Here is a 22364-nt window from a genome sequence, read left to right as displayed (position 1 = left end):
TAACGGTGCCCGTCAATGATCTTGTGTCAGCAGCATCTCGCCGACGGATTCGTATCGGCTTCGGCGTACCGCGAACGCCAGAATTCGCCCTCGGTGGGCACTGAACGGTTGGGGTGGCGGCGCCGCAGATGTTCGACGTATCGCTGGTAGTCGTGGTCTCCCATGACAGAGGTGAACCACCACACCAGTCCCTTGATCACCTTCATGTTCGGGTCCCTGCGAGATCGCGTGCTGCCCATTGTTTCTCGATTTCCTTCTCCACGTCGGTGGGCAGGAAACCGCTGGGGGCGAAGAGTTTGGAGGGCACTGCCGGATCTTCACTGGTCGGCAGACCACCCGAGCGCACCGCGCGCAGGCATGTCCAGATTCCGGCCGCGACGACGACCAACACCAACGAGGCGAAGACAGCCGACAGCGTCCCCTGGACGAACGTGTTGCGAATCACGGCGTCGATGGCCTCGGGTGTCTTGGCGGTCTTGAAGCTCGTCATTCCGGCGTCTCGGGCCGCCGCATAGAGCTGGTGCTGCTTCCAGTACCCGACGGCCGGGTCGGCGGAGAAGATCTTCTGCCAGGACGCGGCCATGGTGACGGTGAGATCCCAGGCCAGTGGGATGGTCGGGATCCACGCCCACTTGTACAGCCGCTGTTTGACGACGATCGTCAACACCACCGTCAAGGCGATCGCGGCCAGCAGCTGGTTGGCGATGCCGAACAGCGGGAACAAGGTGTTGATGCCTCCGAGGGGATCGGTGACCCCCATGAGGAGGATCGAACCCCAGCCGCCGACGACGATCGCCGAGCAGATCCATGCCCCGGGCCGCCAGGAGGTGTCCTTGAAGCGGCGCAGCGGACCGCCCAGGTTCCCCAAGGAGTCCGACAGCATGAAGCGAGCGACCCGGGTGCCGGCATCGACGGTGGTGAGGATGAACAGCGCCTCGAACATGATCGCGAAGTGGTACCAGAACGCCTTGAAACCGCTGCCGCCGAATACGTCCGACATGACCTGTGAGATTCCGATGGCCAGGGTGGGGGCGCCGCCGGTGCGCGAGACGATCGACGTCTCACCGATATCGTGGGCGGTTTGAGTCAGCTGTTCACCGGTGATATCCGGTCCGCCGATCGGCAGGTTGTTGACGTAGGCGGCTGCGGTTTCGGCGGTACCGCCGGTTGCCGCAGTGGGGGCGTTTATCGCAAAGTACAAGTGCTGGTTGAGGATCGCCGCGGTGACCAACGCCATGACGGCAACGAAGGACTCGGTGAGCATGCCGCCGTAGCCGATGAAGCGGGCCTGGCTCTCCTTCTCCAGGAGCTTGGGTGTGGTGCCGGAGGCGATGAGCGAGTGAAAGCCCGAGAGTGCCCCGCACGCGATGGTGATGAACAGGAATGGGAACAGCGATCCGGCGAAGGCCGGTCCCGAGCTGTTGAAGGCGAATTCGCTCACTGCGGGCAGCTGCGCCACCGGGCGGGCGATCAGGATGCCGACGGCCAGCATGGCGATTGTCCCGACCTTCATGAAGGTCGACAGGTAATCGCGAGGAGCCAGTAGCAGCCATACCGGGAGCACCGATGCGGCGAACCCATAGAACATCATCAGCCAGGCGATGGTCGTCTTGTCGAGGCTGAACAGTGTTTCGCCCCAGCCCGATTCGGCCACCCACCGACCGGAGATGATCGCTGCGAGCAGAAGTGCCACGCCGATGACGGTCACTTCGGTGACCTTTCCGGGCCGCAGATAGCGCAGGTATACGCCCATGAACAGTGCGATGGGGATGGTCATCGCGATGGAGAACACGCCCCATGGGCTTTCGTCAAGGGCGTTGACAACGACGAGGCCCAGGACCGCGATCAGGATGACCATGATGACGAAGATCGCCACCATCGCGGCGGCCCCACCGACGGTCCCCATCTCGTCGCGGGCCATCTGGCCAAGACTGCGACCGCCGCGTCGGGTGGAGATCACCAGCACCAGGTAGTCCTGGACCGCGCCGGCGAGAACGACGCCGACGACAAGCCAGATGATTCCGGGTAGGTACCCCATTTGAGCGGCCAGCACCGGGCCGACCAGGGGACCGGCGCCGGCGATGGCGGCGAAGTGGTGACCGAAAAGCACTCGCCGGTCGGTGGGGACGAAGTCCTTCCCGTTGTCGAGTGCTTCGGCGGGGGTCGCCTGGTCGTCACGCGGTTTGACGAGCTTGCGTTCAATCAGCTTGGCGTAGAACCGGTATGCGATGAGGTAGGTGCAGATCGCGGCGACGACGAACCAGACGGCGTTGACGTGCTCGCCGCCCAGCAGCGCGATCATCGTCCAGGCAAAGGCTCCCAGCAGTGCCACCAACACCAGCACCACGCGGGTGGTGGGCGAGGGGCCCCGGTTATCGATGACAGCGACCGGTGGCAGGTCGGGATCGGTCCGCAGCAGCTCGACGCCGGGTGGGGGAGTCACGTCCTGGGGCTCTACGGCGGTGGTGGCCATGCGCGTTACCTTAAGTCGCCCGCCGATGACCGGGCAGCACATCGGGGCAGTGTTCAAGTTCAGGGAAAGATCGGGGCCATCCCTGATGCCCCTCATAGTCTCCGCTCATAGCGTCGAGACATGAGCAAAACAGTGTGGTTTGCAACGGCTTTGGAGGCCATGGTGGCGGTCATTCCGGTTGCGGCGGTGGCGCTGGCGGCCGTTGCGCATGCCGGGCCGCAAGGGTACGGCGATGCCGAGACGGTGATCAGTTCTCTTGAGGCGCAGGGAAATTACGTCATTCTTAACCGTACGGGACATTGCCCGCTGGAGAGTTGCACGGTAGCCCGGGTGCGGCAGGGGCCCTCGGTCTACCGGTACGAGCGGGCCGTGGGTGCCGATTCCAACACGGCACCCACGAAGGTGCTGGACCACGGAACCTACTACGTTGACCTGAAATGCTGAGCCGCCAAACTCCGGGGAAAGATCAGGGGCTTCCCTGATGCGCCAGGATGTTTCGGCGGCCTACGGTGAGTTCATGACTACTGCACTGCGACGCCCCCGCGCTGGGGCGATGATCGGCGGGGTATGCGCGGCCATCGCTCAGCGCTTTGGATGGGATGTGACGATCGTCAGGGCGCTCACGGTCGCGTCGATCCTGCTTCCCGGGCCGCAGGTGTTGGCCTACCTGGTGTTATGGGTGCTCATTCCTCGGGACCAGTGACCGCGGCCCGCGGGCTCGAAAGTTAATTTTTCGTAACCACCGGGTGGACGGGGCTCTGCACGGGGCTAAACCGTGGGTAGTGTGCGGGCATGCGACCATACGACTACCCCCTACGGGTTACTGTATTGGTCCTTGTCGCCGGTGTTCTGTGCTTCGTGGGGGTGAACCCGGGAAGTGTTGTGGGCCAGCCCGCATCAATGACGACGGCGTACGCCCTCGATCACGATGAGGCAAGTGCCGCTCCGGCGGACGCGCCTCAGGTCGATGCCTTCGCTCAGGTCGTCCAGATCGCCAAGATGTGCCGAGGGATCCTTGCGGGGGCGATGCTGCTGGTGCTGGCCTTTGTGCTGCGCTACGTGCTGCTCACAGCGCCACGGGGTTCGCCTGTGCGGCAACGGATTTTTGGCCGCGACCGCCGTGTGATATTGCTCAGCGGCTGTGTGAACAGGTGCTGATGCGGTCGGTGTGATCCGGCCATGTCAGTCATGCCGCGCTAACGCGGTTCTACACAGGAGCAACCATGATCAGGACCCTTTCTTCCGCGGTGTTCGCGTTGACCGTCGCAGGAACACTTCTCGCGGCGCCGTCGGCATATGCCGGTCCAGACGGGGAGAACGCCGCCGATGTGATCGCCGACCTGGAGTCGCGCGGCAACATCGTGGTCGTCAACCGCGTGGGGAGCGGGCCCATGGCTGATTGCAAGGCGACCGCCGTCCGCCCGGGACGGCTGTTGGCGCCGGGTGCGTCCATCAACGCGCCGGGAGCCAGCTGGGGCGGCTCGATCTTGTCGAATCATCGGGTGATGCACGTCGACATCACCTGCTGATATCAACCACCAAGGAAATCCAGCAGCACGATCGCGTGATTGCGTTCGGGGTCTTTCGCGGCGTAGAGCAGCGTGACGGTGCCGTGCTCGCGCTCGAATTCCTGCGCGGTGTCCACCGCAGAGCTGGTGGCGAGCTCCGCGCGATACTCCCCCGCGTACACGGCCCAATCCTCGGGCGCGGCATGGTGCCAGCGAACGCGCAGGTCAGGGCTCGGCGCGATGTCCTTGAACCAGAGATCGACCTGCGCGGCGGCCTTGCTCACACCCCGTGGCCACAGGCGGTCGACCAGTACGCGGTATCCGTCCGACGGGTCGGGAGTCTCGTAGATCCGCTTGGTGCGATAGGTCACCCCAGCATTGTCCGTAGACTTTCCTTCCCGTGAGCCTGAACTTGGGAATCGTTGGTCTGCCGAACGTCGGGAAGTCGACGCTGTTCAACGCGCTGACCCGCAATAACGTGCTGGCGGCCAATTACCCGTTTGCGACCATCGAGCCGAATGAAGGCGTGGTGCCGCTGCCGGACCCACGCCTGGACAAACTGGCGGAGGTGTTCGGGTCGGCGCGCACGCTGCCCGCGACCGTGACGTTCGTGGACATCGCCGGAATCGTCAAGGGCGCCTCCGAAGGAGCGGGACTCGGGAACAAGTTCCTGGCCAACATCCGCGAGTGTGACGCCATCTGCCAGGTGGTGCGGGTATTCGCCGACGACGATGTCGTCCACGTCGACGGCCGGGTGGATCCGGCGGCCGATATCGAGGTGATTGAGACCGAGCTGATTCTCGCCGACATGCAGACGCTGGAGAAGGCGGTGCCGCGGCTCGAGAAGGAAGCCAAGACCAAGAAGGACCGTCAGCCGCTCTTCGATGCCGCCAAGGCCGCGCAGGAGGTGCTCGACAGTGGCAAGACGCTGTTCTCGACGGGGCAGGACTGGTCGGTGGTGCGCGAGCTGAACCTGATGACCACCAAGCCTTTCCTCTACGTGTTCAATGCCGACGAGGGAGTGCTCGGGGACGAGGCACGCGTTGCGCAGCTGCGGGAGCTGGTGGCACCTGCCGATGCGGTGTTCCTCGACGCGAAGATCGAGTCGGAACTGCAGGAGCTGGACGAGGAGTCCGCTGCCGAGCTATTGGAGTCGATCGGGCAGACCGAGCGGGGCCTGGATGCGTTGGCACATGCGGGTTTCCATACGTTGAAGCTGCAGACGTACCTGACCGCCGGACCAAAAGAGGCGCGGGCGTGGACGATTCATCAGGGAGACACCGCGCCGAAGGCGGCCGGCGTCATCCACACCGACTTCGAAAAGGGCTTCATCAAGGCCGAAGTGGTGTCCTTCGACGACCTCGTCGAGGCGGGTTCGATGGCAGCCGCCAAGTCCGCCGGGAAGGTGCGGATGGAAGGCAAGGAGTACGTCATGGTCGATGGTGACGTGGTCGAGTTCAGATTTAATGTCTAATTCGACTTCGGTGGAAGAGGAATTCCCCTCGGCCGAAATTGTCGCTCGCTTTGCAACGAAGATCGGCCGCAAATGGCGCACCAGAAATGAACTGATCGACCTCATTGATAACGAATTATGGGATATCGAAGAAACGATATACGCCGCAGGGGAAGCTGCACGATGTGAGTATCGGAAAATCCCTGAACTAGTTCGTCGTGACGTGGGACATCTACCGTTGTTTGAAGTAGCGGAGGTAGCACAAGCAACGGTGCATTTATATGGCAAGCAGGCGGATAGGTCAGTTCCACGTGATATGTTATATGTATTTTCTGGTCTGGCCACTCGTGCGATCTCTACTTTGAGGGAGATTGCAATTTTGCTTGATAGTGGGTATGCGTTTGGGGCTAAGTCGAGGTGGAGAGCGCTTTCCGAAATTCTTGTGGTGGCCCGAATTCTTGTGGCTGGAAACAGGCACACCGCGACGAGATACAAGGAACATCGATGGATAATCCTCGCTCGCCAGCGAGCTCGCACGCAGGATTTTCAATGGGTTGGTGATCTCCCGACGCCGGAGGTGATGTCGAGGCGGCTCCGTCGTCGATTCGGGGACGCATACGGCGGCGAGTATGGGTGGGCCGCCACAGTTACATCGCAAAGGTTGCGGCAATCGAAGCCACGATGGCGGCATCTCTTAGAAATTGCTGGCGTTGATGAGTATGAATCCCGTGTGCAGGCTGCTCACCATGCTGTGCACGGAGCAGATGCTCTGGGCTTGCTGGGGACAGTTAGTGGGAGCGTCGGATTATTCCACGCAGGCGGTTCCGCCCAGGGCGTACTTGAGGTGGCGCACGACTCTGTTCGTCTTTTCCGGGAAGTAATGTGGGCGCTATTTCAAAATTGCTCCAAGTATTCTACTTCGCGAAAACTGGTGATCTTTCAAGGGATTTTTGAGGCTCATGCCTTCAACTGTGAGCAAAACCTCCTACGGACCATTATTTCGGTTGATGTGGATGCGAGGAATAGATACTTCGCTACCATTGACGAGTTCCTTGGTCTCGGAGGCGACATCGTAGTTGGAGACTGAAGGTGGAAATGCGGCCCGGAGCAGCGGGTCCGGCCGCTCCTTGGGATTAGGGCTGGGCATGCAATTGATGGTTGTGGCTAGCCGCGAGAGCCGGATGGGCCGTCACATCATTCGATCGACTTGGCGTCCGCTCGAAATCGTTCATAGACACGAGCCACTTCGACTGTTGTAGCGGAGACGTGGCTATGGCACACGTCCCATGTGTGGTGCCGATACTTGAGCAGGTCGTTCAGAGTGCCGATAGCGATCGATCGTGTCATCCCGGTCAAGGCAGGACTCTGCGATGCGACGGATCTCGACCCGAATGAACCCCATAAGCGTCTGGACCTCCGAGTCCTCGAAGAACGGTCTGTTGACGGTCGCCCACGGGCACTCGATGACGACGTCGGCGGTGCACACGGGCGTCAGTTGTAGAACTGGACAAGGCAGAACTCGTGCGCTTCGGGGTCGAGCATGACGAGCACCACGCCTTCGTCGTAATCGTGGCGTTCGCCCGACCAGGATCCGCCGAGGCCCTCGACTTGAGTGCGCGCAACCTCGATATCGTCGACCTCAATGTCGAGATGAAGCCGCACCTTCGAGGTCTTCGCTTCTGACACGCGCTGAAGGTGAGTCGCGGTTGGCCGCCGGTGCGGGAGCCCAGTGTCGCCCACCCCGGATCGTCACCGTGTTCGGCAGAAGGTGGCAGGTCCAGCAGTGCACTCCAGAACAACGAGAGCCGCGCGGGGTCCGCGCAGTCGATGGTGAGTCCAAACCAGCGATTCGTCACCCTGTCATTGTGAGTGCATATGTGAATCGTTAGCCATGCCTGCCGCGCTCGAGTGTTGAACCCGTGGGCCGCGATAACCACCTCTAGGCAGTACAACCGATTGCCCACTACATCCGCAGTGATCGTTGCGAAAATCCTCTACGACGTTTGTAGTGCTGCATCAATGCAGGTTATTGAGGATTTATCTGTGAGTTTCGTTCACTCAGCTAATCGACTGCAGCAACCTGTTGCTGTGAGCTGGCGCAACAGGCTGAAACGCCCGTTGTCAGACTTCCGGGGGATGCTTGCGGTGGGGTAGCCTGCCGCCTAAAGGGTTGCTTGGAGGGTTCTGTATGTCATCACGCGAGGTTCGTATTGACCCCGAATCCGTGCATCTTGGCGCCTGGAACGCGTCCAATGCAACCAGCGATGCGGCGGCTGATCTCGCCAAGCATGCCCGCGATATCCGCGCTCACGCCGAAGGGTGGGTCGGCTCCTCACTATCGGCACTCGAAGATCTGATGGAGCGGTGGGAGACGCGCCATTTCGAGCATGAAGAACGTATGGGCAATGTAGGACAGATCCTGAACGACGCGTCCAAGCAGTTTCTGAACCTGGACCTCGAAGGTTTGCAACCCCCGGGCGAGACGCGGGAGGTGTGATGGGGCTACTGACTGTTCCCGACATCCTTCGATGGGACGCGCCATCTCTCGCGGCGGTGTTCGAGGTCTGCAAGAAGCGTCAAGGGACGCTCGACACCTTCGGATGCAATATCCAGCAGATGAACAATCGCCTGTCCGATTGGAAGGGCGAAACGGCTGACGCCCTCACCGCGGCAGCGGGTAAGGCGCGTACGGATATTGAAGCCGATGGCAGTGAGTCCGCGGTGGTGGCGCGCGCCCTCTCGACGGCCGAAACCGGTGTCCGCCAGGTCAAGAAGCGGCTCGTGGAGCTGCTGGACGAGGCCGAGGGCAAGCAGATCGAGGTGGACGACAGCGGCGCCTGCGCTTTCAAGAAGGGCCACGAACTATCGCCGCAGTCCATGGGAGTTCTGCTCGGCTTCCAGCAGCGGGTCACCAACGTCATGATCCAAGCGATGACCGTGGATGACGAAATCGCTTTTGCCATAAGGCTTGCGGTGATGGACAAGCCGGTGGCGCAGGCAGCGGCGACCGTCAGCGATGCCGCAGACTCTGCGGGTACGACCGACGCCGCCGCCAAGGCAATCGCCTTCGCGAAGGCCGTGGGAGACGGTCGCGCCTACGTCTATGGCGGGACCGGACCCGGATACGACTGTTCGGGCGCACAGTCTGCACTCTTTGCCGCCGTAACGGGAAAGCCGCAGAGTACAAGGTATTTCACCACCGAATCCGACTTTGAGGCACTTGGCTTCAAGAAGGGATACATGCCGGGCGCGTACAACGTCGGCATTCACCGTGGCGGTGGCGGCATGAACTCACACATGGCGGCCACGCTCCCCAATGGAGTCAACTTCGAATCCGGCGGATCGCACAACAGCACCTTGTACGGTGGCTCGGCCGCCGGGGCCACGGACTCCCAGTTCGAACTGCATTACTACCTGCCGGCGACGGCAACCCGCTCGACCTCGGTGAGTACGTCCACTTCATCCACGAATCAGACGTCTGACACGGCGCAATATGCTTGAGAACCAATCGAATTAGATGCATGAGCCCGGCCACGCCGATGCTTCTCCGCAGGGGTACTAGTCCTGCACGTAGGACACCACGGCCATCATTCCGGACTCGCCGTGATAGATGTTGTGGCAGTGGGTAAGCCACTGCCCGGGGTTGTCGGCGTCGAAGTCCACCTGGACGGTTTTCATCGGAGCGACCAGGACCGTGTCCTTGCGGGCGCGAAAACCTCCGTTCGAATCGCGCACCGCAAATGTGTGCCCATGCAGGTGCATGGGGTGAAACATCATCGAGTCGTTGACGAACCGTAGCCGTACACGCTGACCCTCACGCACGGGCAGGCCATCCCGAGGATCGTAGGTTTTGCCGTTGATGGTCCACGTGTACTTACCGGTTGGGCCGGCCAAGCGCACGTCATGAGTGACATTGGGGTCGCGACGCTGAAGTTGAACCTCAGGGGCGGCGGTCAGTGTCGCAGTATCGAGCGGCACCTGGGACTTCATCAGCATCGCGGCGTCCTCGGCGCGCCCGCGAACCGGTGTATCGCCCGAACGCAGAATCAATTGGGCGAAGCCGTTTTTCCCCTCGGGCACGGCCACCAGCGGCACCGACGAACCCGGGATGGTGACCACGGCGTCGACTCGTTCTCCCATGGTGAGCAGGATTGTGTCGGCCTGGTATGCCTGCACTGGGAAGCCGTCGGTGTGGGTGACGGTCATGGGTACGCCGGGAATGCTGATTCGGAACGCTGTATCCCCGCCCGCGTTGATGATGCGCAACCGCACTCGTTGTCCGGCGCGGTAGGTCGTCGCCTGCGGATCGGCCGTCACCCGTCCATTGATGAGGTAGTAGGGGTACGTCACATCACCACTGTCCATGCCGAGTGGCGCAGTCGGGTCCGCTCCCATGCCGCCCATGGAGTGATCCATAGGCGGCATTCCTTTGGCGCGTAGCCCTTCCAGCACTTGGTCGGGATCAGTGCCGTTGCCGTCGATCCAATCGTCGAGGATTACCACCAGTTCGTGGTCATAGTTGGCACCTTCATCGGGATCCTCGATGATCAGCGGCGCGTAGAGCCCGCGATCGATTTGCGTTCCGACGTGGGGGTGGAACCAGTACGTCCCCGCGTGCGGTACCGCGAACTCGTAGTCGAACACTCCTGTCGGCGGGATTTCCGGCTGAGTGAGGCCGGGCACCCCATCCATGTCATTGCGCAGCGCGAGGCCATGCCAGTGCACCGTGGTGGGCGCGGGGAGGTTGTTGACTGTTTGCACGCGGAGTATTTCGCCCTGGCGAACACGAATCTCTTGGCCGGGTACCCGTCCTCCGTATGCCCATGTGGATGCCGGAGTTCCCGCAAGGTCGATCTGGGTAGGGGCGGGGGTAAGGGTCACCTGCCGCACCCCGGCCGAGGCGCCACGGCGAGCCGCCTCGACGGCTGAAACCCGTGGAGAGTCCGCGGTAATTCGTTGTGGTGCGCCAGTTCCCGCGGGGCTTTTGGTGCAGGACGCGAGGAACCCGGCGGCGGCAGCCGTCATGCCCATTCGGAGGAGTTCGCGTCGGCCAAGTGGCGGTGACATGCGTGGCGTCATGCATTCTGTATACCCCGTAGGGGTATATTTAGGCAACTGTATGCTACGGTCGCAATGTGTTGCCGTCCAATGGCGAACTGCAACCGGTGTGGCGGGGCTACGTCGTGTCGGGCATTCGTGCGCAGGCTCTGACGTGCTGAATATCGGCCGACAGCCGCGATGGCGATGGATCGCCGTCATCGTCGTAGGCGTGATCGCCGCCCTTCCCATTCTTCATTGCACCGTCGCCGCCGAAACCGCGCTCCCGGTCATGTCGCATCACTCCATCGGAGCCGCGTCCGGTGCCCTCGAGGACGCGAGCCATCACATCGGTCGGACGGCCGAGGACTTCTCCAGCCAGATCTTCGATGTGATCGCGGGAAAAATTCGCTCCGGCAATTCATTCCGATTGCTGTGGGCTACGGCGCTGGTCATGACCATGATCCTTGTGCTGCACCCGTTACGGGTCCGCGCGATACGTGCGCCACCGCCGCGTCGTCTTGTGTACATGGCGATGGCTGGAGGTCGTGGCCGCCTGCAACAGATCTGCGTGAGCCGACGCTGACGAAGGCCCTGCGGTGACGGGCCTCGCGCCGTCCGCCGCACGACGCCGTCATTGAAGGCTTCGCCGCATGGAGTGCGGCGCAGACGTAGGGAATCAGTTATGTATGGACGCCTTATTTTCCACCGCATCGGCGGCCTCGGTGTGGCCGCCGCAACCGCAGGTGCCATTGCCGTTGTTGGTGCACCGATCGCCGACGCGGGCCCCAAGAATCTTGGGAACGCCGATGCCGTCATCGCGTCCCTGAAGGCCAGGGGCGACAAGGTTGTCATCGACCGTCGGGGCAGCGCACCACTGGACGAGTGCATTGCGACCTCGGTGCGTGAGGGGAGGTCGGCGTATCGCTGGCAGCGCGTACGCGCTGCCGATCCCACCAGTCCGCTGGTGCAGGTGGTGGATTACCGAGTCATGCATGTCAGTGTTGAGTGCTGACCACGGATAGGTAGCAATCAGGTCACATACCCCATGAGGGTATGCAAAATCGTGCTAGCCTGGCGGTTATGCCGACCAGGGTGCGCCGCAGCAGTGGCAGCGGTCGGCTATGGCTTGTCGCAGTCCTAGTGGGAATCGTCGCGAGTCTGCCGATCCTGCACTGCGTCTCAAGCGACCCCAACACCCACGGTGGCGCTGACGCGCCGCATCATCAGGCAACTCACACCGCACTCGTTGGGCACGGCCTCTCGGCCACCCATCCACACCTGGACAACGCGGTGCACCAGATGGCGTGCCAGACCGTGGACGGGCTGATTGCGCTGACTCGGGGCCACAACCCGCTGCGCGTTCTTATCGTGCTGGCGGCGTTGGCCCTCGTCACCTTGATCTTCCAGCCGGTGGCGGCGCACCTGTCCCGCGGGCCACCGCTGGCCGTCGGTCATCACGGGGCCCGGACGGGCCGCGACATCCTCACCAATCTCTGCGTCATTCGGCGCTGATACGGCCCGATGGGCGAGGCGGGGTTCCGCCACGCCCACATACGCCGTCATCAGCTTCCCGGCCGCGTCATGCGGCCCTCACGCAGGGACCTTTCATGAACAACAGCATCGCTCTGTCCTCTCGTCGTAGCTGCACCCATTTGGGTCCGCGATTCCACGACCCCAACACATTGGTCGGCAACACCCCGGTATTGTGGGTGTCGGAGCCGTTCTCCGCGCCCGGCACCGGCTTCTGGGCCAAGCTCGAAGGCCATAATCCGAACGGTATGAAGGACCGCCCCGCACTGCACATGATCGAGCAGGCCCGGACGCGCGGCGACCTCAAAGCGGACGCCATGATCGTCGAATCGACCAGCGGAACATTGGGTTTAGGACTGGCCCTGGCCGGAATCATCTACCGTCACCCCGTCACTCTCGTCACCGATCCGGGCCTGGAGCCGATCGTGCGGAGCATGCTGACCGCCTACGGTGCGCGGGTGGAAATCGTGACCGAGCCGCATCCGATCGGGGGATGGCAACAGGCACGCAAGGATCGTGTCGTGGAAATACTTGCTGCCGAACAGGATTCGTGGTGCCCTGACCAGTATCAGAACCCCGACAACGTCGACGCCTACCGAGGGCTCGCCGAAGAACTGATCGACCAGCTGGGAACCGTGGACACCCTCGTCTGCTCGGTGGGAACCGGCGGACATTCCGCGGGAGTGGGACGCGTACTGCGAGAACATAATCCGAACCTGCGGTTGGTGGGTGTCGACACCATCGGCTCCACAATATTCGGACAGCCCGCCGGCTCGCGACTGATGCGCGGCCTGGGTTCGAGCATCTATCCGGGGAATGTCGACTATCCCGCATTCGACGAAGCCCATTGGGTTGCGCCGAATGAGGCCGTATGGGCGGCCCGTACCCTGGCCTCGACCTACCACGCGAGCGGCGGATGGAGCGTCGGGGCGGTGGCGTTGGTCGCGGGGTGGGTGGCACGGACCTCGGAACCGGGGACGCGTGTTGCCGCCATCTTCCCCGACGGTCCGATGCGCTACCACGGCACGATCTACGATGACGAATACTGCCGCAGTCACGATCTTCTGGACCGCCCACCGGCGCAGGATCCCGATGTGATCGACGATCCGGCGGACCGAGTGGTGGACCGGTGGACCAGGTTGACCCGTGTGATCGACCCGATAGGAAGACCTGCGTGATCGAAACCTTCCGTCAGTTCCGGTCTTTCGATCGTCCCAGCCAGACGTTGATGGTGAATCAGTTCGCCATCAACGTCGGCTTCTACATGTTGATGCCCTATCTCGCGGGGTACCTGGCCGGACCACTGGGTTTGGCCGCGTGGATGGTGGGTCTGGTGCTGGGCGTCCGAAACTTCTCCCAGCAGGGCATGTTTCTGGTTGGCGGCACCCTGGCCGACAGGTTCGGATACAAGCCGCTGATCGTCGCCGGCTGTCTGCTACGTACTGCCGGATTTCTCATGTTGGCCTTCGTCGGCACGCTACCGGCGATACTGATCGCCTCGGCGGCAACGGGTTTCGCGGGCGCTCTGTTCAATCCCGCGGTGCGTGCCTACCTGGCCGAGGATTCGGGGGAGCGTCGGGTAGAAGCCTTTGCCGTCTTCAACGTCTTCTATCAGGCGGGCATCCTGTTCGGCCCGATCCTCGGCCTGGCGTTGACGGCCTGGGACTTCCGGATCACATGTGCCGTCGCCGCAGCGGTCTTCGCGGTGCTGACGGTGATTCAGTTGATGGCACTCCCGCCGAACCGTGCCGAGCAGGACGCGAATGCCGATCATGCTCCGGTGCTTGCTAGCTGGCGTTCGGTGGTGTCAAACAGGGCGTTCCTGCTGTTCTCGGGTGCCATGGTCGGTTCGTACGTGCTCACGTTCCAGGTGTATCTCGCGTTGCCGTTCCAGGCGGGACTGCTGACCGATGACAAGAAGTCCGAAACGATTTTGGTGACAAGCATCTTCGTGGTGTCCGGGCTGGTGGCGATCGCCGGGCAGGTGCGACTCACAGGCTGGCTTTCGGCGCGATTCGGTCCCAGCCGAAGCTTGGTGCTCGGCATGCTGGTCATCGCCGCGGCCTTTGTGCCGCTCGCGCTACTACCGTCGGCCGACGCCGGATCCGTCCCGGCGGTCGCTGCGCTGCTGCTTTCGGCGGCACTGCTGGCCGTCGGCACCATCGCGACCTTCCCGTTCGAGATGGACACCGTGGTCAGGTTGGCGGGTAACCGGCTGGTGGCCACGCACTACGGGCTGTACAACACGATCGTCGGTGTCGGCATCCTGGTCGGAAATCTCTTGACCGGCACGATATTCGGGTACACCCAGCAGCATGGCAGGCCCGCCCTGCTGTGGGTATCCCTGACCGGCGTCGGACTGGTTTGTGCTGCGGCGCTGTTCGCGCTGCGACGGGCGGGATTGCTGGACAAGGGCAGCGAAGTGGCGCCGACCGTCCGTGCGTGAGTAGTTTGTGGAGGCCATGACAGTCCCCGTTAAGCCCGTTAACCTCGTCAATCTCGAGAGCGTCTCCAAGTCGTATGGGGTCAAGCCGTTGCTCTCCGATGTCAGTCTGGGGGTGCAGACGGGGGACCGCATCGGGGTTGTCGGCCTCAACGGCGGGGGCAAGACCACCCTGCTGGAGGTGCTCGCAGGCATCGAGCCGCCGGATCAGGGCAGAGTGAGCCGTGTCGGGGACCTGCGGCAGGCCGTCGTCACGCAGCGTGACGATCTTGTGGGTACGACGGTATTCGATGTCGCAATCGCACCCCTGGGAGTCGCCGAACACGAATGGGCCGGGGATGCGCGGATCCGCTCGATTCTCGAGGGTCTTGGGGTGGCGGGGCTCGGCCTCGACAGGCGTGTCGACCAGCTGTCCGGGGGCCAGCGGCGCCGCGTCGGGCTCGCCGCGGCCCTCGTGCGCGATCTGGACCTGCTGATACTCGACGAACCCACGAACCATTTGGATGTCGAGGGCGTGCAGTGGCTCGCCGAACATCTTCTCGCGCGGCGCACCGCGCTGGTGGTCGTCACGCACGATCGTTGGTTCCTCGACACCGTCGCCACTCGCACGTGGGAAGTGGTCGATGGCGGCGTCGAATCGTACGAAGGTGGGTATGCCGACTGGACCTTCGCACGTGCCGAACGTGGGCGGCAGTCTGACGCCGCGGAAGCGCGCCGCCGCAATCTTGCGCGTAAGGAACTGGCGTGGCTGCGGCGCGGTCCACCCGCGCGTACATCCAAGCCGCGATACCGGATCGAGGCGGCCGAAGCCTTGATTGCCGATGTGCCGCCGCCGCGAGACTCCGTGGCGCTTTCCGCTTTTGCACGTCGGCGGCTGGGACGCGTCGTCATCGAGCTTGAGGAAGCGACGGTGACGTCGCCCGACGGCGGTGAATTGGCGCGAGATCTGACCTGGCGGCTGGCTCCCGGCGAACGCATCGGTCTGGTGGGGGTCAACGGATCCGGGAAGACGACCTTGCTGCGCGTTCTCGCCGGTGCGGTGCCATTGGCCGCCGGACGTCGCAAGGAGGGTAAGACGGTCAGCATCGGTTGGCTGCGTCAGGAACTTGACGACCTACCGGCAGATATCCGGATGCTCGAGGCGATCGAGGAGATCGCCCTGCGAATTACGCTGGGGGATAAGGAGATGTCGGCCTCACAGGTTGCCGAGATGCTCGGGTTCAGCCCGGCGCGTCAACGGACACCGGTCGGGGACCTCTCCGGTGGAGAGCGTCGTCGGTTGCAGCTGACTCGCGTGCTCATGGCGGAGCCGAATGTGCTTCTTCTCGACGAGCCCACTAACGACCTCGATATCGAGACCCTCCAGCAGGTGGAGGACCTGCTCGACGGCTGGGCGGGCACTTTGGTGGTCGTCAGCCACGATCGGTATCTCATCGAGCGGGTCTGCGATTCGACGTGGGCCTTGTTCGGTGACGGCAAGCTGACCAACCTGCCCGGCGGTATCGAGGAGTACCTGCGCCGCCACACTCCTGCTGCTCCAACAAAGACCACATCGGATCGCGGCCGGGATGGTGCTGCCCAACGGACCGTGCAGAAGGAGCTTGGTCGGCTCGAGCGGACTGTTGCCAAGCTGGATGAACGGGAGGCCGCGCTGCACGGGCAGCTCGCCGAACACGCCACCGATCCAGACCGCGTGGTTACCCTGACCGCCGAACTGACTGCCGTCGTCGCCGACAAGCATGCTGCCGAGGTGCAGTGGATGGAGCTGGCCGAAAGCCAGGAATGACGCAGACGCCGCCTTATTTATGGTGGGGCGGGCTCTCTGGCGGAAAGAAAAAGCGAGGACAGTCATTGACTGTCCTCGCTTGAACGGGTGAGTGAGAAACATCCGGGACTTGCCCGGCATGCGATGCGCTACGCACATCGCCGATGCGTCCCCCCTTTGGGGTTCGCCTACCTGCCGTTATACGGCTAGCGGGAACCACTCATCGGTCTGCTCCGTGTTGTCACCCTCTACCAGCATCTCGCCGCTGTAGATGGCTTCGAAGTCGATCTCGATGACCGTGGCACCGAATTCCTCGTTCGTCATGTACTGAACAGTAGGGGTCACCATTAAGAAATCATTGAGTCACGATTCGGAAAAGTCTGGCAATTTTCGGAGCGGGCATCTGTGCAGGTCGTGGTACACGTACGACCTTGCTGGAGTCCTAAGAAAGCGGATTTGGGTCCTTGACAAGCATCCAGAAGGCGATTGCGGCCCCGATTCCGGCCACAAGAAGCACCATCGACACCCCCGTGGGCCATTGCGTGCGCCCGAACCGGCCGTCCACAGATATGCGCCCCGGCCCCAGCAGGATCGCGGACATCGCGCCCATCCCGAGCACGAGCGGGAACTTGATCGCTTCCCAATCGGGGGTAAGCCCTAGGTCGGATCGCGCGGAGTAGCCGTGCAGTCCCATGTACAACATCGAGGCCAGCACCGCGCCGGCGCCGAAGGGTGTGAGCACGCCGGCGACGAGCATGGCGCCACCGATCGTGTACGCGCCGACGAGTAGACGTGCCGCCAAATCCGGATACGACTGCGCGGGTGATCCGCCGAGCTGCGCCAACTGTGTTGACCCGAACAGCAGCTCTATGCCGCTCCAGCACAGCACCACACCCAATGCGACACGCAGAGTCAGTAGACCAATATCGTTGCGGGTCAACGCTTCACTATATTGATCCGCACTCGGCACCTCGGAATCCTATGACACGCGCGCTATGGTGAGTCCGCTATGGCGGCGGTCACTTCCCGGTATGACGACGGCAACGACATCCCCGGCATACCGTCCGTACGGGTTGCGCGTGCGGACCTGACAGCGATCACCGTCGTGACTGCCTTGGTGTTCGGATGGGCGAGCAGGGGTTACGGGTACTTCTTCGACGAGGCCTACTTCGTGGTCGCGGGACGCGACCACCTGTCCTGGGGATACTTCGACCAGCCCCCGCTGGTGCCGTTCATCGCGGGCATGGCCGACAACCTCGCCCCCGGGTCGTTGTTCGTGCTGCGCCTCGCGGCGACGGCGGCGGTGGCGATCGGGACGTTGATGTGCGGGCTGATCGCCGCGGAGCTCGGTGGGGGTCGCATGACGCAATCCCTGTCGGCGATCGCCTATGCCACCGCGATGTTCCAGATCCTGGCCCATTGGCTGCAAACGCCGGCGATCGATCCGGCCCTGTGGTCGGTGGTGTGCTGGCTGTTGGTGCGCTGGACCCGCGGATACCGAGAAGGCCTACCCGATGATCGGCTGCTGCTGTGGGCAGGAATCGTCACCGCGATCAGCATGCAGACCAAGTTCCTCATCCCCTCCTTGTGGCTGGCGGTGCTGCTGGGTGCCGCGGTCCTCGGCCCGCGTGCGCTGCTTCGTCGTAGGCAGCTGTGGATCGGGGCGGCCGTCGCCGTCGTCGCCACCATCCCGACCCTCATCTGGCAGGCCACCCACGGTTGGCCCTACCTCAGAATGGCCGGGATCGTGGCCGCGGAGTCCGAGCGCGGAGCGGCCCTACTGGCCGGCATGCTCGTCGGCTCGGCGGTCATCGGATTGGTACTGCTGCTGGCAGGAATCGTCGCGCTGTCGGCGGCGCCGTCACTGCGGCCCTACCGGTACCTGGGTGTGGCGGCTGTGCTGGTCGGGGCTTTCATGTTCGTTTCCCACGGCCGTGCCTACTACGCCATGGGCCTGTACGCGCTGCTGATAGCCGCGGGCGCGGTGGGGCTTTCACGGTGGCGACCTTCGCGGCCCGCGCTGCGTGGGGTGGTCTATGGACTTATCGCGCTGGTCACCGCGGCGTCAGTAATCATGGCGATAGTCCGGCTTCCGATCGTGTCTGAATCGACTGCCGCGCGCTGGTTTTCCTGGGCAGGGCCCATGGGCCCCACCATGCTGTCCGAAGGGGACCACTCCACGGACGGCCTGCGCCGGGTAGCCCGGGACACCTACGACTCGATGCCGCCGGACGTACGCGACCGCACCGCCTTGGTTCTGCAGATCTACCCCATGGCCGCCGCCTATGACCTTGAGGCCGGACGCGAGGGCATCTCCCGTGCCTACAGTTTCCACCGCGGCTACTACTACTTCGGGGCGCCGCCGGAATCCATGACGGACATGATGTACATCGGCGTCGACGATCCGGATCCCACACTTGCCCAAGGATTCCGGGGTGTGCAGCGGATCGAGCTGTTGCACGCGCCCGACGAGGATGAGGCGCATGTCTACCGCTACTACGGCAGAATTGCGCCGTGGCAACAGCTGTGGGACACCTGGCGCACCTACAAGTAGGTGCCCGATATGACTATTGAGCAGATGGCGCCGCGCGACGCCCAGATGTACTGGATGTCGGCGAAGATCCCGAACGATCAGTTTCTGCTGTTCTGCTTCGACGCGCCCACCGCCGATCTCGCCACCGTGGGCGAAACGATCGCCGAGCGTGCGGCCTTGATCGCAGACCTCCGCGTACGGACCGTCGACGTCCCCGGCCATCTCGACTATCCGTATTGGGGGCCGCGCGACGAATCGCACCGGCCAGTGACCGTGCATACGCTCGCCGAACCCAGTTGGGGGCACTGCCGGGCCGCTATCGCAGCGCTGCTCACCAGCACCGTGGACATTCGGGAAAGTCCGTGGCACCTGCATCTTTTCCCGGGAGTGAGCGGTGCACCTCAGGTGTCGGTCCCAGCGCTCGTTGCGGTGCTGCAGGTATCACACGCGCTGGCCGACGGTCGCCGCGCCAGCGCCGCCGCGCGCGCATTGTTCGGCGGTGAGGCACCGGTCGGTGGGGCGCAGCCTTCGGTGCCCGCGCACACCGCCCTGCGCGGGTTGGTGGATTTCCCGGTGAAGTTGGGACGGCTGCTGGGTGCGAGCAGGGGTGGCTACCTGGCCTACCGTCGGCAACAGGAACTCGTCGCATTGGGCGAGTTGGAGCCGGAACCGCAAGGCTTTCCGCTGATTTCACTCAACGCGCGGCCCGATGAGCGTCGCGAGATCCGCATGATCGTGCGGCCGCGCGACGAGCTTCGGACCTTCGATGTGAGCGTGACCGTCGCGGTCATGGTGGCGATCGGCATCGCGTTGCCGCAGTACCTACGTGACCACGGGCAGTGGGTTCCGGATCGGCTGGGTGCCGAGCTCACCGTCGCCGACCCTGGAGAATCGGCTGCCCGCAATCACTTTCGGAATGTCGGCGTCGACCTGTGCTGGACCGAGCCGAATCTGCGTGCCCGGGCACAGCGGATCTCCGAAGGCATCGACAGCAGGCGACGTCGGGCCGCGCACCCGGTGTTGGTCGCGCAACGCGCGGGCGGTGCGGCGATACCTGCACCGATGATGTGGGCCGGAGTGAACGCGTTCAGCCCCGATGTCATGCCGCCCACCGTCGCGGGCAACACCGTGGTGTCGAGCGTGGTTCGCGGCGCCGCGGACCTGACGCTTGCTGGTGGGCGAGTGGTGTTCACTGCTGGGTTTCCGGCGCTGTCACCGGTGATGGGTCTGACGCACGGGGTGCACGGGATCGGTGACACCGTAACGGTGAGTGTGCACACGAGCGCGGCGGTGATGCCCGACGCCGACCACTACGAAAGCCTGCTGGCCGACGCACTCACCGAGGTATCCCGCCAGTTGCGATGAGTTTTTACGGTGCGACGGGTCGATATGGATATGCCGACGATTACCCCTTGCCTCTGGTTCGACACCCAGGCCGAAGAGGCCGCCAACTTCTATCTGTCCGTGTTTCCGAACTCACGGATTCTCGAAATCACCCACTACGGGCCGAACACTCCACTTCCAGAGGGAACGGTGCTCACGGTGGAGTTCGAACTCGACGGGCAGCGGTACACCGCTCTCAACGGTGGACCCCAGTTCACCTTCGATGAGGCGATCTCCTTCCAGATCGACTGCGAATCGCAGGAGGACGTCGACCGCTACTGGACGGCGCTCACCGCGGACGGGGGAGAGGAGTCTCAATGCGGTTGGCTCAAAGACAAGTTCGGGGTCTCCTGGCAGGTGGTTCCGCGCGAGCTGATCGACCTGATCTTCCACTCCGATCCCGTCACCGGTAACGCGGCGATGCAAGCCATGATGGGTATGCGCAAGCTCGATATCGCGGCGGCTCGGGAGGCCGTGGCCGCAGCGACGGCTGGCTCCTGAGACATTCCACATCGGCTGACGCCGTCGCGTGCGGCATGTTTTGCCGGAGCTTCATACACTGAACGCGATGGCCGTCGAGAGTTGTACCGGGTACACACGCGGCTGTCGCTGTCCGCAATGCGCCAGGCATCGGCGGAAGCGTGAGGATCGACTCGTTCAGGCCGAACAGCAGGCGGTGCACGAGCGGGTCGAACGCCGGGCCCAATTGCAATCGAGCCTTGCCGACAGCGCCCCGGGAACCTCTCGAAGTCAGGTTGCAGAGCCGGCGAATCATGCGCGCGAGTTGGAACGAGAGCGGTCCCGCGCCCGGCATGTGCAGGGTCAGATCGCGGCACTGCGCCAGATGGCGACTCAACACTCGCCGGGCGTGGACAGCGCCGTACTGGCGTTACTTCAGATGCGCCAGCTCGTCGAGCTACTAGAACAACACCGCGATCAGCTGCGCGTGCTGCTCAACGGATCGTCCGTCGAGGAGCAGCGGTCGGTGCTCGATCCCTAATCCTCGTCGCCGAAATCGACGTTCCAGCCCATGGACTTGTAACGGCGTTTCTCTGATTCGCGGCGCTGCTTTTCGGCGCGCTCGTGTTCGGTCCAATCACCGATAACGCCGGGGGATGCCTTGGGGAGATCGCCGAACAGTTCGTTGCCGTTGTCCCAGTTGATGAGGAATTCGGGTGTCTGGTGTTCGTCGTCCTCTTCGCCCTTGCCGCCGCGGCCGTGGGCGCCGCCCATACCGGCCATCCCCACGCCGCCCATACCCATTGCGCCACCGCGGATTCCGGCGCCACCGATGCCCGCGGGGTTGGTGCCGCTGCCAGCTCCCGGTCCGGGAATGCCTGCGCCGCCACGTAATGCTCCTGGGCCGCTGAGGGTTCCGGTGCCCGAGCCCGGGGAGCTGAATCCCGCCGAGGTGGTGGTGCCCGGTGCTAGACCAGCGCCGGATCTGTCGGAACCGGCACCGAGGCCGCTCAGTGCACCGCCGAGTCCGCTCCCCGAACCGCCGGAGCCGCTTTGGGGGCTGCCGCCGCCCGAGCCACCGCCGGGGCTGCCTGCGCCCTGGCCTTGGCCTTGCCCGTTCTGACTACCCGCGCCGTCGCTGAAGGCAGGTTTGGTGTCCTTGCCGTCGCCGAACTTGTTCGCATCGTTCGGGCTCTGGCCGCCGCCACCACCGTTCTGGCCACCACCACCGCCACCGCCACCGGTGTTGTTGATCACGGGATTCGGTTCGCCACCGCCAGTTTCGGGGTTATATGCACTCTCAAACTTGCGCTGCTCACCGCTGAGCGGGTTGGTGTATGTGGACTGCGCGTACCCCTGCAGCAGCTTGAGCTGTTTGTCGTACTCGTCGGGATTCTTCTTCTTGTCTGGCCCAGGATCGTGGCTGAGCGCCATCTGAATCGCCGCCTGCAGATTCCGGGAATCGCTCCGCAGGATGTCCGCAACGTGCCGAGTTGTGATCGCCAGACTGTTGGACTTGCCGTCCAGTGCGACATTCTGCTCGTTCTTGGAGACCCCTTCCTTCGCTGCGTCAGCGGCCTTGCCTGTCCAGAAATCTGATCGGCCTAGCTTGCCGCTGAGAGCCTTCATCTCATTGCTGGCAGCGTTGAGCTCGGTGGCGATGCTGTTCCATACATCGGCCTTGGCCGAGACAAGGTCGGGAGCTAGACGTTTGAGTTCATCAATTATCTGCCGATAGTCATTCTTGCCGTACCAATTGTCATTGCCCATCTCGTTT

General features: G+C 63.3%; 26 protein-coding genes and 1 pseudogene. 19 read left to right on the top strand and 8 right to left on the bottom strand.

Annotated features, from left to right (window positions below; genetic code table 11):
• Positions 1-26: 26 nt before the first annotated feature.
• The gene (locus tag AB0H22_RS11270; protein WP_358146632.1) at positions 27-206 is read right to left on the bottom strand and encodes a YbdD/YjiX family protein; all 180 of its coding nucleotides are present in this window, start codon (positions 204-206) and stop codon (positions 27-29) included.
• Complete coding sequence (locus tag AB0H22_RS11265) at positions 203-2473, bottom strand: carbon starvation CstA family protein (protein WP_358146631.1); 2271 nt, start codon at positions 2471-2473, stop codon at positions 203-205. The genes AB0H22_RS11270 and AB0H22_RS11265 overlap by 4 nt, the downstream gene beginning before the upstream one ends.
• 120 nt (positions 2474-2593) lie before the next feature.
• Between AB0H22_RS11265 and AB0H22_RS11260 the strand changes: the two genes are divergently transcribed.
• The 4 genes from AB0H22_RS11260 to AB0H22_RS11245 all read left to right on the top strand — a co-directional run bounded on the left by AB0H22_RS11260 (position 2594) and on the right by AB0H22_RS11245 (position 4002).
• Positions 2594-2917, top strand: coding sequence for a hypothetical protein (locus AB0H22_RS11260; RefSeq protein ID WP_180752073.1), 324 nt, complete (start codon positions 2594-2596; stop codon positions 2915-2917).
• Between the two features lie 37 nt (positions 2918-2954).
• Positions 2955-3176 (top strand): PspC domain-containing protein, encoded by a 222-nt coding sequence (locus tag AB0H22_RS11255; protein ID WP_180752074.1) that lies wholly within the window; start codon positions 2955-2957, stop codon positions 3174-3176.
• Between the two features lie 89 nt (positions 3177-3265).
• Positions 3266-3631, top strand: a complete 366-nt coding sequence (locus tag AB0H22_RS11250) for a hypothetical protein (RefSeq protein ID WP_180752075.1) — start codon at positions 3266-3268, stop codon at positions 3629-3631.
• Positions 3632-3696: 65 nt separating this feature from the next.
• Complete coding sequence (locus AB0H22_RS11245; RefSeq protein WP_180752076.1) at positions 3697-4002, top strand: hypothetical protein; 306 nt, start codon at positions 3697-3699, stop codon at positions 4000-4002.
• 2 nt (positions 4003-4004) lie between these two features.
• Here the strand turns inward: AB0H22_RS11245 and AB0H22_RS11240 are convergent, their stop codons facing one another.
• The gene (locus AB0H22_RS11240; RefSeq protein ID WP_180752077.1) at positions 4005-4352 is read right to left on the bottom strand and encodes a DUF488 family protein; all 348 of its coding nucleotides are present in this window, start codon (positions 4350-4352) and stop codon (positions 4005-4007) included.
• A 29-nt stretch (positions 4353-4381) separates the two neighbouring features.
• On the opposite strand from AB0H22_RS11240, the gene ychF reads away from it, so the two are divergent.
• The 3 genes from ychF (at position 4382) to AB0H22_RS11225 (ending at position 6935) form a co-directional block, all read left to right on the top strand.
• Positions 4382-5455 carry a redox-regulated ATPase YchF gene (gene ychF, locus AB0H22_RS11235; RefSeq protein WP_180752078.1) on the top strand — a complete coding sequence of 358 codons (1074 nt, stop codon included), beginning with the start codon at positions 4382-4384 and terminating at the stop codon, positions 5453-5455.
• Positions 5421-6521 (top strand): DUF5677 domain-containing protein, encoded by a 1101-nt coding sequence (locus AB0H22_RS11230; protein ID WP_358146630.1) that lies wholly within the window; start codon positions 5421-5423, stop codon positions 6519-6521. The genes ychF and AB0H22_RS11230 overlap by 35 nt, the downstream gene beginning before the upstream one ends.
• A gap of 234 nt (positions 6522-6755) precedes the next feature.
• Positions 6756-6935, top strand: coding sequence for a hypothetical protein (locus tag AB0H22_RS11225; RefSeq protein WP_358146629.1), 180 nt, complete (start codon positions 6756-6758; stop codon positions 6933-6935).
• Here the strand turns inward: AB0H22_RS11225 and AB0H22_RS11220 are convergent.
• Positions 6926-7290 (bottom strand): annotated as a pseudogene (locus tag AB0H22_RS11220) (VOC family protein). The gene AB0H22_RS11225 and the pseudogene AB0H22_RS11220 sit on opposite strands and share 10 nt — an antisense overlap.
• A gap of 332 nt (positions 7291-7622) precedes the next feature.
• Here AB0H22_RS11220 and AB0H22_RS11215 point away from each other — a divergent pair.
• Together AB0H22_RS11215 and AB0H22_RS11210 are read left to right on the top strand one after the other, a co-directional pair.
• On the top strand, positions 7623-7931 hold the full coding sequence (locus AB0H22_RS11215) for a hypothetical protein (RefSeq protein ID WP_180752082.1): 309 nt from the start codon (positions 7623-7625) through the stop codon (positions 7929-7931).
• Complete coding sequence (locus AB0H22_RS11210) at positions 7931-8935, top strand: hypothetical protein (RefSeq protein ID WP_358146628.1); 1005 nt, start codon at positions 7931-7933, stop codon at positions 8933-8935. The genes AB0H22_RS11215 and AB0H22_RS11210 overlap by 1 nt, the downstream gene beginning before the upstream one ends.
• 57 nt (positions 8936-8992) lie before the next feature.
• Here AB0H22_RS11210 and AB0H22_RS11205 read toward each other — a convergent pair whose 3' ends face one another.
• Entirely contained in the window at positions 8993-10513 is a 1521-nt protein-coding gene (locus AB0H22_RS11205) for a multicopper oxidase family protein (RefSeq protein ID WP_358146627.1), read from the bottom strand.
• Positions 10514-10703: 190 nt separating this feature from the next.
• Here AB0H22_RS11205 and AB0H22_RS11200 point away from each other — a divergent pair, with 190 nt between their 5' ends.
• The 6 genes from AB0H22_RS11200 to AB0H22_RS11175 all read left to right on the top strand — a co-directional run bounded on the left by AB0H22_RS11200 (position 10704) and on the right by AB0H22_RS11175 (position 16233).
• Positions 10704-11057: a hypothetical protein gene (locus AB0H22_RS11200; protein WP_358146626.1), complete on the top strand. Its 354-nt coding sequence runs from the start codon at positions 10704-10706 to the stop codon at positions 11055-11057.
• A gap of 99 nt (positions 11058-11156) precedes the next feature.
• Entirely contained in the window at positions 11157-11486 is a 330-nt protein-coding gene (locus tag AB0H22_RS11195; protein WP_358146625.1) for a hypothetical protein, read from the top strand.
• 134 nt (positions 11487-11620) lie between these two features.
• Positions 11621-11986: a hypothetical protein gene (locus tag AB0H22_RS11190; RefSeq protein WP_358146724.1), complete on the top strand. Its 366-nt coding sequence runs from the start codon at positions 11621-11623 to the stop codon at positions 11984-11986.
• A gap of 170 nt (positions 11987-12156) precedes the next feature.
• Positions 12157-13182, top strand: coding sequence for a PLP-dependent cysteine synthase family protein (locus AB0H22_RS11185; protein ID WP_358146723.1), 1026 nt, complete (start codon positions 12157-12159; stop codon positions 13180-13182).
• A gap of 50 nt (positions 13183-13232) precedes the next feature.
• Entirely contained in the window at positions 13233-14450 is a 1218-nt protein-coding gene (locus tag AB0H22_RS11180) for an MFS transporter (protein ID WP_358146722.1), read from the top strand.
• Between the two features lie 7 nt (positions 14451-14457).
• Positions 14458-16233 carry an ABC-F family ATP-binding cassette domain-containing protein gene (locus AB0H22_RS11175; protein WP_358146624.1) on the top strand — a complete coding sequence of 592 codons (1776 nt, stop codon included), beginning with the start codon at positions 14458-14460 and terminating at the stop codon, positions 16231-16233.
• A 177-nt stretch (positions 16234-16410) separates the two neighbouring features.
• Here the strand turns inward: AB0H22_RS11175 and AB0H22_RS11170 are convergent, their stop codons facing one another.
• Together AB0H22_RS11170 and AB0H22_RS11165 are read right to left on the bottom strand one after the other, a co-directional pair.
• Positions 16411-16536, bottom strand: coding sequence for a hypothetical protein (locus AB0H22_RS11170; protein ID WP_255486142.1), 126 nt, complete (start codon positions 16534-16536; stop codon positions 16411-16413).
• 118 nt (positions 16537-16654) lie between these two features.
• Positions 16655-17182 (bottom strand): DoxX family protein, encoded by a 528-nt coding sequence (locus AB0H22_RS11165; RefSeq protein WP_180752088.1) that lies wholly within the window; start codon positions 17180-17182, stop codon positions 16655-16657.
• 39 nt (positions 17183-17221) lie between these two features.
• Between AB0H22_RS11165 and AB0H22_RS11160 the strand changes: the two genes are divergently transcribed.
• The 4 genes from AB0H22_RS11160 (at position 17222) to AB0H22_RS11145 (ending at position 21128) form a co-directional block, all read left to right on the top strand.
• A complete protein-coding gene (locus tag AB0H22_RS11160; protein ID WP_358146623.1) occupies positions 17222-18766 on the top strand; it encodes a glycosyltransferase family 39 protein in 1545 nt (514 codons plus the stop codon).
• 9 nt (positions 18767-18775) lie between these two features.
• Positions 18776-20110 carry a WS/DGAT domain-containing protein gene (locus AB0H22_RS11155; RefSeq protein WP_358146622.1) on the top strand — a complete coding sequence of 445 codons (1335 nt, stop codon included), beginning with the start codon at positions 18776-18778 and terminating at the stop codon, positions 20108-20110.
• 30 nt (positions 20111-20140) lie between these two features.
• Positions 20141-20629, top strand: a complete 489-nt coding sequence (locus tag AB0H22_RS11150) for a VOC family protein (RefSeq protein WP_358146721.1) — start codon at positions 20141-20143, stop codon at positions 20627-20629.
• Positions 20630-20696: 67 nt separating this feature from the next.
• Positions 20697-21128 carry a hypothetical protein gene (locus AB0H22_RS11145; RefSeq protein ID WP_358146621.1) on the top strand — a complete coding sequence of 144 codons (432 nt, stop codon included), beginning with the start codon at positions 20697-20699 and terminating at the stop codon, positions 21126-21128.
• Here the strand turns inward: AB0H22_RS11145 and AB0H22_RS11140 are convergent.
• On the bottom strand, positions 21125-22357 hold the full coding sequence (locus tag AB0H22_RS11140; protein ID WP_358146620.1) for a hypothetical protein: 1233 nt from the start codon (positions 22355-22357) through the stop codon (positions 21125-21127). The genes AB0H22_RS11145 and AB0H22_RS11140 overlap by 4 nt on opposite strands.
• Positions 22358-22364 lie beyond the last annotated feature (7 nt).

Source organism: Mycobacterium sp. NPDC050853, assembly GCF_040653875.1.
In the GTDB taxonomy this organism is placed as follows: Bacteria; Actinomycetota; Actinomycetes; order Mycobacteriales; family Mycobacteriaceae; genus Mycobacterium.
This window is presented reverse-complemented; position numbering and strand designations above follow the sequence as displayed.